The organism is Luteibacter sp. CQ10 (assembly GCF_040900725.1).
Classification (GTDB): Bacteria; Pseudomonadota; Gammaproteobacteria; order Xanthomonadales; family Rhodanobacteraceae; genus Luteibacter.
This window is the reverse complement of record NZ_JAEUYM010000003.1, coordinates 1-13,517: the sequence shown is the minus strand read 5'-3', so window position 1 is coordinate 13,517 and position 13,517 is coordinate 1. Positions and strand designations below refer to the sequence as shown.

The window sequence follows — 13,517 nt, the reverse complement described above, 5'->3', positions numbered from 1 at the left end:
TCACCTCACGGCATCGCTTACCAGCCGATGCCGATGTCCATGTGCTCCGGCTGCGGATCGGCGAGCAGCGACTCCTGGTCGTTGACGTCGTCGTACGCGAAGCCGTAGGCCTTCTGATCCACGCCATGGACATGCCAGAAGCGCGAATAGTAGTTGGCCGGGGCCTGCTGGTAGTACGCGGACGGGTCCTTCCACTTCGTGGTGTCTTCCATCACGTGGCGATTGAACGCCGCGCAGATCTGCGCCTCGAGCTGGCTTTCGAAGCCCCACGGGTCGTGGCCGCTGGCGAGGGCGTCCTTGCACTCGAACACGGCCTGCGTCGTCGGCTTGGACACGTTGAAGGCCATGCCTTCCGGCTCGTCGCCGTTGTGACCGTCGGCCCAGTTGGTGTGGTGGAACACCAGCGTGCCGTCGACCACCGTGCCTTCGAACACCTGGTTGCCGATGTTCATCGTCAGGGTGTGGTCCGTGTAATGGCTCCACACCTGGTCGATGTACGCATCGAAGTAGTGCGCCTGCGGCTTGCCGCTGTCGAACGCGTCCTTGCCCGGAGCGAGGATGCGAAGGGCATTCGTATCCGCGATCTGGAACTCGGCAGGCACTTCCTGGTTGTACTCGCTGAAGATCTGCGCACGCGTCTGGGTGATGCCCGAGTTGGCGTGGCGGGTCTTGTTACCGCTGTAAAGGTCGAGCGACAGCGGCAGCGAGAACTGGTCGACCTGCGTCGTGTTGACGAAGATCGCATCCTTGTTCCAGGTGTATTCCATCCAGTCGTAGGTCACGCCCAGGTTCGGGTCGGTACCGTTGAGCGGGTTGGGACCGGCGATGCCGATCGTGCCGTCGGCGGCCTCGAGCACCTTCATGTACATCGGCTCACCGACGGACACGTAGATGCGACCCGAATCCATCATCGGCAGCTTGGCCAGCTTGGCCTGGGCAAGCGTGAAGAAGTAGTTCGGGTAGTTCTGGCCGTTCTTGGTCAGATGGTTCGATGCGTCGTTGTCTTCCACCTTCATCGCGGTGAGCGTGCCGTCGGGTTTGACCCACGAGAACACGTTCTGCCCCGTCGCATCCGTCTTCGACGGATCGCGGCCGAGCACGGCGATGAAGATCTGGTCGTCACGCCACTTGCCGTTGGTGGCATTGCGCAGCGTCGTGCCGATGAAGCCCGGATACACGTCGTAGTCGAAGCCGGTCGTCGGGTCGTTGGTGGACGGATCCGTGGGCTGGCCGCCCGAGGTGTCGTCACCGCCCGAGCCGTAGACTTCGAACGACCACAGCGAGTAACCGTACTGGGTGCTGCGGTGTCCGCCATGCATGCGCACGTAGCGCGCCTGCTTGTCCGGGAACGTCAGCGTTTCCACGCCGCCCTGGCTTCCCGCCTTCGAGAAGGCCGTCTGCCAGGTGCTGCCGTCGACCGACACCTCGATCAGGTAATCGGTGGCATGCGCGTTCTCCCAGCTCAGCACGACCTTGTTCACGGTCTTGACCGAACCGAGGTCGACGCGGATCCACTGGTCGTCCGTGAAGCCCGACGACCAGCGCGTGCCGGCGTCGCCGTCGTTGGCGTTGGACGCCTTGAAGGCCACCGGGTTCTCCTCGTCCGAGGCGAGCACCGGACGGTTCAGGGCGAGGTCGCCGTTGGACGAACCCGTGCCCGACCCGTTGGAACCGCCGTCCGTCGGCTGCTGCTGCACCGGCTGCACGGCGAGGGTCGCCGCGTTGCTGGTCACGCTGTTGCCATTGGCATCGGACACCACGACGTCGTAGCTGCCGGCGTCGGCCAGCTTGGCGGCGAAGGTGAGGGTGCCCTGGGTGGCGTTGGCGATGGCGGTGCCGTCGTGGCGCCACTGGAAGCCGACATTACCGGCGGCCTGCGTACCCACCGTGAAGGTGGCCGTCTGGCCCTCGGTGAGGCTCTGCGACTGCGGCTGGCCCACGATCTGGATCGCCGGGGCGTACACCTCGAACTCGAACATCGAGTTGCCGTAGTCCGTGTTGCGCGCTTCGCTGTTCATACGCACGTAACGCTTGGTCACCGCGGCGAACTTCTGCGTCTCCACGCCGCCGTGGCCTTCGATCGGGCCCGCGACGGTCGTCCAGGCCTTGCCGTCGTCGGACACGTCGATCGTGTACCTGGCCGAGGACGCGTTCTCCCAACGCTCGATCACGTGGTCGAAGGTCTTCGGCGTGCCGAAGTCCACGGCCAGGTCGGCGGGATCCACCTTCGGGGTGGACGACCAGCGGCTGGTCATGTCGCCGTCGATGGCGGCCGAGGCACTCAGGTCGCCACGTTCGAAGCCGACGGACGAGAATGCCGTCGCACCGTGGGTGATCGTCTTGCCGCCCTTGCCGTCGGTACCCGGCTGGCTGCCGCCGGTCTGGTCGCCACCGGTGTTGCCACCGTTGTTGCCGCCGTCATTGCCGTTGCCCGGCTGTTGCGGAGCGGCACCACCGAAATCCGGATCGAACCCGGTGTTGGAGCCGTCCACGGTCAGCCTGATGTCGCGACTGGCCGTGAGCAGCCCCTTGGCACTGATCACGTTGACCCGGATGACGGTGCCGTTCTGCGCCGCCGTGAGGGCCTTCGTGTGATAGCTGCCATCCGGCGTGCTTTCCAGCGAGTTCAGCACGTCCTGGCCGTTGGCGTCCGTGGTGACCGTGTACCAGTCGTAGGTGAGCGGACCGTCGCCCGTCGCCGCGACGTCGAAGTGCGCGGAGCGGCCCACGCCAGCGGTCTGGTCGGTGGGCTGGGCCGTGATCGTCGGCGCCTTGACCTCGGCGCCGCGCACGCACACCACGTTGCCGGGGAAGTTGTCGAGTACCTGGGTCGACTTCGAGCCGTCCGATCCCACGATGGTGGCGAAGGTCGGATTGTTCGGATCGTTGCCCGCCGTCCAGGTTCTCCACGAACCGGGGAACGCCGACGTCGAGTTGTTGGTGCCGGCGATGGCCACCGCTTCGTCGATCGACGGCAGGCGCGCATTGACGGCGGTACAGGCCTTGATCGCCTCCAGCTGCGTGAACTGGGCGCCCTGGTCGGCGAAGCCACGCTGGAACTGATCCCACACCAGGCCGCTCAGGTTGTCCGTCACCAACTTGTTGGTCGCGTCGACCGAGTAGCGGTCGGCGGCAGTGCAGCAGCTGGGCGTGTTGTACACCTGGAACTCGTAAAGCGAGTAGCCGTAATCCGTATGGCGCTTGATGCCCTTCATGCGGACGTAGCGACCCTTCACCGGGGTATCGAAGGTGCGGTCGTCGGTGCCGCCACTGCCGTCGGTGACGTGCAGCGCGTCCTTGAAGCTCGCATCGTCGAGCGAATCGGAGTACTGGATCGCGTATTCGTCGGCGTAGGCGTTTTCCCACTTCAGCACGACGCGGTTGAAGGTGCGCGACGAACCGAGGTCGACGGTCATCGACTCGTCGTTCTCGTGCGCCGAGCCCCAACGGGTGGTGTCGTCGCCGTCCACGGCATGCCACGCCGCGAGGCCGACGTTGTCTTCCAGCGCCGTCGAGGTGGTCACCTTCTGCAGGGCGAGGTTGGCGCCCGGCGGAGCCAGGGTCAGCTGCGCGGACACCGGCGCCGCGGTACCGGCGATGTTGCTCACCTCGACCGAGTAGGTACCGACGTCACCCTGACGCACCGCCTGGATGGTCAGCTTGGGGCTGTCGCCACCGACGGGCACGCCGTCGTGCGACCACTTGTAGTGGAACGGCGAGCTGCCGGCCACGAGGTTGGTCGCGTCGAACGTCGCGGGCTGGCCCGGATTCGCGCGAACGCTGGCCAGCGTGTTGCTGACGACCGGCGGACGGGCGGCGTTCACCGTGAGGGTCACGGCCACCGAAGGCTCGCTGCTCTGCTGGTTGCTGACGACGACGGAATACTGCGCGCCGTTGTCGTTCGTCGAAAGCACCGGCGTGTCGTAGGTCGGGCCGTTGGCGCCCGCGATGGCGTCCGAACCCTTCATCCACTGGTACTTGATGGTGGGCGAACCCGAGGCCGTCACCGCGAAGTGGGCGGTCTGGCCCGCGTCGACGTTGACCGCCACCGGCTGCTTCGTAACGTGCACGGGCGCGAACGACACCACGCTCAACACCGCCGGCTGCGATTCCGGCGAGGCATCCTCACCGTGCACCACCACCGTGTACTTCGTGTTGTTGTCGGCCAGCGTCAGCGCCGGGGTGTCGAAGCTCGGACCCGTGGCCCCGGCGATCTCCACGCCATCCTTCTTCCATGTATAGGTCACCGCGTGGGAGCTGGAAGCCACCACCGTGAAGTGCGCATGGTCGCCCGTGCTCAGGCTCTGGCTGGTCGGGTTGGCGATGATCTGCGTACCGCCGGCCGCCGGGGGCGCCGGGATCGGAGCGATGGTGAACGACACCACGCCCGGCTTCAGGCCGGCCGACGTGGCGCTCACCGTCACCGTGCCCGGCGTGAACTTCGAACGCAGCGCGATCTTCTGCAAACCGCCCTCGAACTTCAGCTCGTGCGAACCCGGCGAATGGTAGTAGTGGTTCGGTTCCGGCATCGGGCCGTTGCGGTCGGTGACGACCACGCCCTGCCAGTCCACCAGCTGCTGCGTGCCACCGTTGAACGTCACCAGCGATTCGCCGCTGTCGACGTTGAAGGTCACCAGCTGTGAGGCGTCCGGCACGCGCACGCCATTGGCGTCCACGACCTTGGCGACGATGAACGTCGCGTCCGAACCGTTCGCGGTGACCTGGAACACCGAACCGTCGGGCTTGACGATCGGATCGGCCGTGTTGACCACGGTCAGCTCGATGTGGTCGGCCGCACCGGCGGTCTTCAACGTGTCGGCGACGTCCGCGCCGTTCTTCTGCACCACGAGACCGTCGGTGCCGATGCATTGCGCCACGGCCGAACCGGCCTGCCAGGTGACGTTCCAGTGGACCTGGCCCGGCAGCTTGGTGGTGGCCTGGGCGGTAGCCACGCCCTGGATGTGACCGGTGTCCTCGCTGACCGGACCGTTCAGCGCGTTGAACGCCGCGTCGTCGATCGAATCCCACGAGTTCGGCACTTGATCGGTACCCTGCTGCACGCCGTTGACGAGCAGGCGCACGGCCGGGCAGTTGCTGAAGGCGCTGACCGTGATGTCACCCGAACGGTTCCAGGTGTTGGCCAGCTTCACCATCGGCTTGACTTCGAACGGCGTCCACACCGATTCGTAGATGTAATACAGCATGCGCGGGAAACGGTTCGCGTCAGCCATCGACGCGTTGTTGCCGCGGGCATTGTGGGTGAAGTCCTTCACCTGCTTGCCATCGGGATGGAACGTCGGGTTGCCCTTGTCGTCGTGATGGAAAACCCAATGGTCGTCTTCCGTGCCGTCGACCAGCTCGATGACCTCGCCCGGGGTGTCGGCGAAATACCACTGCGCCATGCCGAAGGTACCCACCTTGCGGGCCTGCGACCACGGCGTGAGGTAGTTCAGCGCGAACGCCAGTTCGGTGTCGTAGCCTTCACGCTTGCCGCCCGGACCCCAGTATTCCGCGCCCCAGGCGGGCTTGTTCGGAAAATCCACCTGGTGCACGTGGGTTTCGCAACCGGCCTTCGAGCAGCTGAGGATGTCGCCGTTGGCCGCCTTCGGGGTACGGTCCGCGATGGCACGCGGGGCGATGTTGTCCCAATCCTTGGAGTTCTGGCCCAGTTCCTGCGCGAACGGCGTGTCCATCGTGCCGTTGTTGATTTCCCACGCCAGGATCGACGGGTGGCTGCGATCGCGGATCACCGTATCGCGCTGCACTTCGCGCTTGATCGTCCACATGTCGTTGCAGGCGCCGTCGCCGGCGGCGCAGGTATTGCCGAAGCCGCCCTCGCCGTCGCCGCTGGGCTGCACGAGGAACACGCCCAGCGCGTCCGCCGCCGCCACGAATTCGGGACTGGGCAGCGAGTGACCCACGCGGAAGAGATTGCCGCCCATCGCGGCCATGTCCTTCAGGTCACGCCACTGCTGTTCCTCGGGCACGGACGAACCCAGGCCCGGGTAGTCGTAGCGGCTCGAACCACCGTAGACGTATTGCTTCTTGCCGTTGACGTAGAGGAAGTCCTTGTCCCACGTCAGCATGCGGATGCCGAGCGTGCTCTGCTTGGCGTCCACCACCACGCCGTTGATGCTGACGGTGTGGAACACGCGGTAGAGGTACGGCTTGCCTTCCGTGCTGTTGTTCGGATACCAGAGCGTCGGGTTGTTCACCGTCAGCGTCTCGTCGAACACCGGCGTCTGGTCGCTCGGGATCACGTGCGGGGCCAGCGTCCTGTCCTGCTGGTCGCGCGCGACTTCGTTGCCGTTGGCGTCGACGATCTGCGTGACGAGGGTGACCGTCTGCGGCGTGTCGGTCTCGTTGACCACGTTGGTCTGGACTTCGACGGTGGCGGCCTTGAGGTCGGTGCTCAGCGACTTCGTGCCGACGTACGTACCCCAGGTGTTCTGGCCGGCGTAGACGTTCTCCGGGATGTGCACGAGGTTGGTCACGTGCAGGTAGGCCGGACGGAAAATGCCCGCCTCGGACTGTCCGAAGCGGAACGAGCCGGAGAAGCCCGGATCCTCGAAGAAACCGCCGCCGCTGCGGCTGACCTTCACCGCGATCACGTCGGTACCGTCGTAGCGCAGGTACGGCGTGAGGTCGACGATATGGGGGATGAAGCCGATGACGTGGGTGGCCTGCGCATCGGGCTGGCCGGGCTGGTTCAGCACGCCGGTGCCGGGAATGAACTGGCCGTTGACGTACACGCGGTCGCCCGTGTGCGCGCCTTCCAGCTCGAGCATCACCTTTTTGCCCTTCATCGACGCGGAGTCGGTCAGGCGGTTGCGATACCAGCTGGTTTCGCCGTCCAGGCTGCCCTGGCCACCGCCGGACTCCTGGTTGATGAAGGTGGTGAAGTCGTTCGCCGCGTGCGGCAGGCCGACGGTCAGCCACTTGCTGTCGTCGAAGTTGACCGCCGCGCCGGCGTCACCGTTGGGAACGTCCGCGTAGACCACGGGGTCGTTCGGGTTGGTGATGTGCTGCTTGGTGTACTTCCACGGCCGGGCGCCGATGTTGATGTCCTGGCGATCCGACGGAGCGAGCGTCACGGCCTGCGCCGAGACCGCCACGCCCATCAGGACCAGGGCGGCGACGGAAGCCAGTGGTTTCCGCCGCGTCCTGCTTGGGGGTGATGCGGGATGCTTCATTGGGTTTTCCCCTGGTTGAAGTCGATATCGGACAGGGGATGTCCCGAGCACACGACACGCCGCAGGCCGGTGAACGTGCCACCGGCCCTTGCCTTCGAATGCTTTCAAAAGAAGCGAATGAACCCGCTACGCCTGGATCAGACGTCCATACCCTGTCTTCGGCACGGATCATCCACGCAGTAAATGACCATCACAATACTAAATAGGGGTAGACGCGCGTCCCGCAGGGTGACGATTTTGCAATCCGTGATGGGCGTCGTGTTTAGGGGCGGCTGGATAGTTTTGGGCAAGACGCTCAGGCGGCCGTGCCGCCCACCGTCATGCCGTCGACGCGAAGCGTCGGCTGGCCCACGCCCACCGGCACGCTCTGCCCATCCTTGCCACACACGCCCACGCCTTCGTCCAGCGCGAGGTCGTTGCCGATCATCGAGACGCGGGTGAGCACCTCGGGACCGGAACCCACCAGGGTGGCGCCCTTCACCGGCGCGGTGATCTTGCCGTCCTCGATGAGGTAGGCCTCGCTCGCCGAGAACACGAACTTGCCGTTGGTGATGTCGACCTGGCCGCCGCCGAAGTTCACGGCATACAGGCCGTTCTTCACCGAGCGGATGATCTCTTCGGGTTCGCGCTGGCCGGCCAGCATGTAGGTATTGGTCATGCGCGGCATCGGCAGTTGGGCGAAGGATTCACGGCGGCCGTTGCCGGTGGGCTTCACGCCCATCAGCCGGGCGTTGAGCTTGTCCTGCATGTAGCCCTTGAGGATGCCGTTTTCGATGAGCGTGGTGCACTCGGTCCGCGTGCCCTCGTCGTCGATGTTGAGCGAGCCGCGGCGTCCCGGCAGGGTGCCGTCGTCCACCACCGTCACGCCCTCGGCGGCCACGCGCTGGCCGATGCGCCCGGCGAAGGCCGAGCTGCCCTTGCGGTTGAAGTCGCCTTCGAGGCCATGGCCGATGGCTTCGTGCAGCAGCACGCCGGGCCAGCCCGGACCGAGCACGACGGTCATGGTGCCGGCGGGGGCATCCACCGCGTCGAGATTGACCAGGGCCTGCCGAACGGCTTCCTCGGCGAAGGCATGGGCGCGACCGTTCGCGATCAGCTCGCGGTAGCCGTACCGCCCGCCGCCCCCGGCATGGCCCTGCTCGCGACGGCCGTTCTGTTCGGCGATCACCTGCACGTTGAGCCGTACCAGCGGCCGCACGTCGGCCGCCAGGGTGCCGTCGGAGCCCGCCACGAGGACGGTATCGAGCGTGGCCGAGAGACTCACCACCACCTGCTTCACCCTGGGATCGCGCGAGCGCGCATAGGCGTCCACCTCGCGCAGCAGGGCGATCTTCTCTTCGTTGGGCAGGCTCTCCACCGGATCGATGGCCGGATACAGGGCCCGTCCCGTCGCCAGCGACAGCGGCTTGCCCGCACCGGCACCGCCCTGGGCGATGGCCCGCGCGGCGCGGGAGGCTTCCAGGAGCTGCGGTAGCACGATTTCGTCGGAGTAGGAAAAGCCGGTCTTCTCACCGGAAATGGCCCGCACGCCCACGCCCTGCTCGATCGAGTGGTTGCCGTCCTTCACGATGCCCTCCTCCAGCAGCCAGGATTCGCTGCGCGAATGCTGGAAATAGAGGTCGGCCGCGTCGATGGAGGGGCCCATCAGCTGCGAAAACACGCGATCCAGGTCGGAAGCGGCCAAACCGCCCGGGGTGAGGAGGCGACGTTCGGCGAGGGTGATCAGGGAATCCATGGAGGCTACCGGTAACGGGTGACAGGCTCCGAGATGGGGCCCGAAACCGCCAGCTTAAACCCTTGGGAGGGTTTGGCGAAAACCGGATGCCTCGACGTAAGCGCCGCCCCCGAGAGGGGCGGCGCGGAAGGCGACGCGCCCCCTCCGTCACCAGGCCCTCCCCGGCCCCGGACCGTCAACGCACCATGGCTGGCCCGAGGCTCGCCTCCTGCCGCTGCGCCTGAAGCTGCGCGAGTTCCTGCATCTGCTGCCGGTCGAAGGACTGCACGCGCTCGAGGCTCTCCTGCTCGGCGGGACGCTGGAGAAGGTCGACATCCGCGTAGCCCGTGAGCGCCCCGAACACCTCGATCCTGTCATCCTTGATCTCGAACGTTCCGATCCGGCCCGGCTTGATGCCGCCTTCGTAGCAGGCCGCCGTTATCTGGGCGACACGATCCTCCTTCGTCTTTTCGGGCAGCATCCGCTTGAGCTCGCGATAGAGCGCGTTTTGTGGATGCTTCGGATCGCTGAATCGCATTGGCTCGGGCTCCGGTGGGGCGAGCGACGGCTGCCGCTGCGCCCGAGGTGCCGGATCGGCCCACGGCGTCGGTTCGACGACCGGCGCCTGCGGCAACTGCTTCAACTCGGCGATGAACGCCTGGCCGTGAAGCAGGGAACGCGTCCGCTCGTCGGGCTGCCCCGTAACCTCAAGCCCCTGTGTGCGTTGGAACCGCGCCACCGCTGCCTGCGTGGATATGTCGTAAACGCCGTGAACCTCGAGGGGCTCGCCTTTCATGTCGGCGATGCCGAGGGTATTGAGGTTCTGCTGCAAACTGCGGATCAATGCATCATCGGTGACCGCCAGGCCGGGAACAGGCCCAGGCGCAAACGAGCGATACATAGACATGGCCGTATCCGGCTCTCCCTGCCGCAGGTAGGGCGCGTCAGGCAGTCCGAAAGACCGACGTTTCGTTTCGACCGCTTCGCGTACCACCGCCTGTACGCTCGGGTCCGCCCGGCCATTCACCGTGAGCCCGTGATCGCGCTGGAACTTTTCCACGGCCGCTCGGGTATTGACTCCGTCGTCGCCGTCAACCGTCAGCGCCCTGTTATGTTTGTCGGTGTAACCAAGCTCGTTCAAGTTCTGCTGAACTTGCATCAGTTCAGGGGAATGGCCCGAATGCGCTACAACATCGAAGTCCGTTTCGATCTGCGCGAGTTGCTCCGCACTTATGGCCCCACTTCGTATATCTCGGATGAGATCTTCGGTAAGGATGCTAGCCCACTGTCGGCCCGCGACATACCGTTCATTCTCGCCATTCTTCCCGCCGTTTAGCTTAGCTCCAACCGAAATGGCATCTTTGAATCGGCCAAGCCTGTTCTCCCTCCAGAACAACAAGGATATTTTCGCTGCATTTTTTGGATCGGCGGCAGCATCGGGATTGGAAATCAAGTCCACGCCAATCAAGCCACCATAGACTCGATAGTTGTGTCTACCCGTCAGCTGGAAATATCCACGCCCACGGAATTTCCAACCATCTCCCGGCTCGGAATTCTCCAAGCTCGGTCTCCGCTCATACATGACCGTTGCAATCCTTCGGGGATCGCGGCTATCGATGGCGCTTTGAATTTCCTCACGAGTGAAACGTTCGATCGCAGAACTGGCAGCGCTCAGCAGCCTGTCGACGCTCGCATATCCGAATGACTCGTGCATAACCGAAAATTTTCGCGTTTCGACAGACGCGTTCGCCATAAGATTAGCCAGCTCGACGGGAGACGTGATGCCGGACTCTATTGCCTCTCTCAGTAAGAAAGCGGCCGATTCATTAAGTCGTGGCACGCATCACTCCTTATCTACTTTTCGTGCGATGCTTGCTTATCGTTCCGGCCATCCAGACCGGATCAAGATCCTCCATGGGAATCAGCCCGAAGTCCTTCGGAAAAGAAGCCTCCTCCGTAGTGAAAACCAAGTAGCCTTCATCATCCGTCTCATTAAAGTGGTACTCGGCTTTCGCCGAAGACACGAGCCACTTGCCACTATTGAGAAAAAACGAGTAGCTGAACCAGCCTGCAGCAGTGCTGTTGGAATAGTTCTTGAATGTGATCATTCCCGAAGAGAGATCGAGGTTCTCATCCAACTCACGGTATCCGGCACGTTTATTCCTATTATTTCCATCACAATTGACGGCCCCTCGGCTTCGACCCTTAATCGTCGCATGGCCTTCGATCACGTCAATGACGACGAGTTCGCAAGCGAACTCCGCCTTCCACACGTAGTCAGGATCGGATGTCGCTGGCCCTTTGGTCTGAGTACGAGTCACCAGGGCTACAGTCTTGCCTCGCCCGTCATCGCTATCGACCGCCTGATAGGCGATGACCACCTGGTCATTACCGATCACAGAACGAACGCTCTTCGGAATGTCCCTGCTCGAACTTGCAGGCTTCTCGACTGCCAAAGCGGGCTGACTCAAAGAGAGCCCTAGCGTGGCCGCCATGGCGATGCGTGTTGGATTCATATCGTTGCACTCATGGATTTCATTTCCGGATGACCGGGCTATCTGTTCAAGCCTCGGTTTACGTTTTGGCTCGACAGGAGCAGTTTGGTGCGGTCGTGGCCCAAGCTCCCATTCGGTCCTTTCGTTGATGATCGCCAAGTCCCGCAGAAGCTGGAGCTCATGCAGCGGATCAGGGCGGGTCAACTTGTGGACCGGCTGAAGCGATGAGGCTGGGGTGTCGTCGTCTTCCTTACTCATATCGCCTCCTTTGGTTTGCTTCAGTCTTCAGTGAGCAGGCGAAGACCATTGGGGCTTGCCGCTTTCATCGTGGGTTTCGAAGGCGCGCTTTGCTTCGACGCCATGACAAGCCCCGGAATCGCCACCTTCGGCCTCAGCCGCCTGGTGAAGAAACCATCCTTGTAGTAGCGGATCTTTCGGCATCGCACCGGATGCGGCAGGCCTTCGTAGAGAAACACTTCGTCGTCCGCTCCCATGGCCTTCAATTCCTGGGGAAGCATCAGGGCGCGCCGTTCTTCGCTTTCGGTGCGGCTGATGTCCCGCCCGCGGGTGACGCTCTCCCTGCGTAACGTGGTGTAGCCGAGCATCTCCGAGTAGTCGTTGGCGTCCTGTTGTTCGCGCGGTGCGTAGATGATCTGGAGGGCGTGGTTGGTCATCAACGTGCGGGCTTCGTCACGGCCATACGTGGCGTCGAGCTGGGCCATGCTCTGGATGATGGGAAGCAGGCGCAAGTTGTAGCCGGCCATATAGCTGACCGCGGTCGCGATGATGTCCACGCGGCCGATGCTCGTGAATTCATCCATCAGGAGCAGGCACTGGTGCTTCAGCTCCGGGTTCGTGCCCGGCATCTCCTTCGTATTGACGTTGATGAGCTGACTGAAGAACAGGTTCACGAGAACGCGGCTCTCGGCGAGCTTGTTCGGCAGGATGCCGATGTAGATCGTCATCTTCTTCTTTCGAACGTCCCTGAGATCGAAGTCGTTGCCGCTGGTGGCCGCGTCGAGCACCGGATTGATGAAGGCGTTCAATGGCTCCTTGAAGCTGCCCAGGATGGAGTTGAAGGTCTCTTCCGCCTGCGAGGTCAGGTTGGCGAAAGCCGTCTTGGCATGACTGCTCAGGTATCCCTCCTCGGCCAGTTCAAGAAGATATGGCTTCAGGTCGCCGCCATTGCCGGAAGACAGGCGATAGATCTGGCCGAGCGTCGGCGTTTCCCCACCGCGCTCGAACAAATAGAGCGCAAAGGCCATGAAGGCGTTGCGCGACTGGCTCACCCAGAACTTCTGGTCGCCCGAGCCATCGGGCCAGAGCATGGCGGCAATGGCCTGGAGATCGGAGATACGGAAATCCGGATCGTTCGACACGTAGCTCAGCGGATTCCAGCGGTGCGTCCGGCGGTCTTCGGCAAACGGGTTGAACAGATAGATCTCCTGGCCCTGGCTGGCCCGCCAGCCGCTGGTCAGTTCGAAGTTCTCCTGTTTGATGTCGAGGACGACCGTCGAATCGTCGTAAGTGAGCAGGTTGGGAATGACCACGCCCACGCCTTTGCCCGACCGCGTGGGTGCCGCGAGGATGACGAATTGCTGGCCGGGCATGCGGATCAGGCGTCGACCCATTTTTCCGATGACGATGCCTTGTGGCGACGACGCGAAGAGGCCGGCCTTGCGCAGGTCCGAGGGCTTGGCGAAGCGCGCGTCTCCGTGCGTGGACCGGGGCTTCCCGCGTCGATGGAGGCCCATGAGCAGACCGACCAGCGCCAAGCCGGGAACACCGATGCCGATACCGCCCGCGGCATGGATACGCCACGCGAAGGGCACATAGGCGGGCTGATCGGCCCCCTGGAAGTAGCGCCACCACGTATTCCACGAAGGGCTGTGCTGGAAGCCGAGCAAAAAATGAGTGAGATACGCCGATCCGTAAAGCGCGGCCACGAGGGCCACCACGCACGCCGTCATCCCGACGGCGATCTTTCCAAGAGGCATGCAACGAACGTCCTGTCGAACCACAACGATGAGGTTATGTTTTGGTTTTCGACGCCCGCTTTGCAAACCGGCGTGAGCGGATTCGGCATCGGTGACGGGATGATGCGGGGTTCGTCGA

At 63.7% G+C, this 13,517-nt stretch carries 4 protein-coding genes and 1 pseudogene; all 5 read right to left on the bottom strand.

Annotated elements, in window-relative coordinates; genetic code table 11:
* Window positions 1-17 precede the first annotated feature (17 nt).
* Window positions 18-7,193 (bottom strand): beta-1,3-glucanase family protein, encoded by a 7,176-nt coding sequence (locus tag JNG39_RS12980; protein WP_368311946.1) that lies wholly within the window; start codon window positions 7,191-7,193, stop codon window positions 18-20.
* A 295-nt stretch (window positions 7,194-7,488) separates the two neighbouring features.
* Window positions 7,489-8,928 (bottom strand): metalloprotease TldD, encoded by a 1,440-nt coding sequence (gene tldD / locus JNG39_RS12975; RefSeq protein WP_368311945.1) that lies wholly within the window; start codon window positions 8,926-8,928, stop codon window positions 7,489-7,491.
* 175 nt (window positions 8,929-9,103) lie between these two features.
* Window positions 9,104-10,747 carry a peptidoglycan-binding protein gene (locus JNG39_RS12970; protein WP_368311944.1) on the bottom strand — a complete coding sequence of 548 codons (1,644 nt, stop codon included), beginning with the start codon at window positions 10,745-10,747 and terminating at the stop codon, window positions 9,104-9,106.
* 10 nt (window positions 10,748-10,757) lie between these two features.
* Window positions 10,758-11,660, bottom strand: coding sequence for a hypothetical protein (locus JNG39_RS12965; protein WP_368311942.1), 903 nt, complete (start codon window positions 11,658-11,660; stop codon window positions 10,758-10,760).
* A gap of 125 nt (window positions 11,661-11,785) precedes the next feature.
* A pseudogene (locus JNG39_RS12960) lies at window positions 11,786-13,399 on the bottom strand (type IV secretory system conjugative DNA transfer family protein); the annotation flags it as partial.
* Window positions 13,400-13,517 lie beyond the last annotated feature (118 nt).

Excerpts from the sequence above, each read along its gene's own strand:
- JNG39_RS12980 (WP_368311946.1), bottom strand. The coding sequence starts at position 7,193 with ATGAAGCATCCCGCATCACCCCCAAGCAGGACGCGGCGGAAACCACTG.
- tldD (WP_368311945.1), bottom strand. The coding sequence starts at position 8,928 with ATGGATTCCCTGATCACCCTCGCCGAACGTCGCCTCCTCACCCCGGGC.
- JNG39_RS12965 (WP_368311942.1), bottom strand. The coding sequence starts at position 11,660 with ATGAGTAAGGAAGACGACGACACCCCAGCCTCATCGCTTCAGCCGGTC.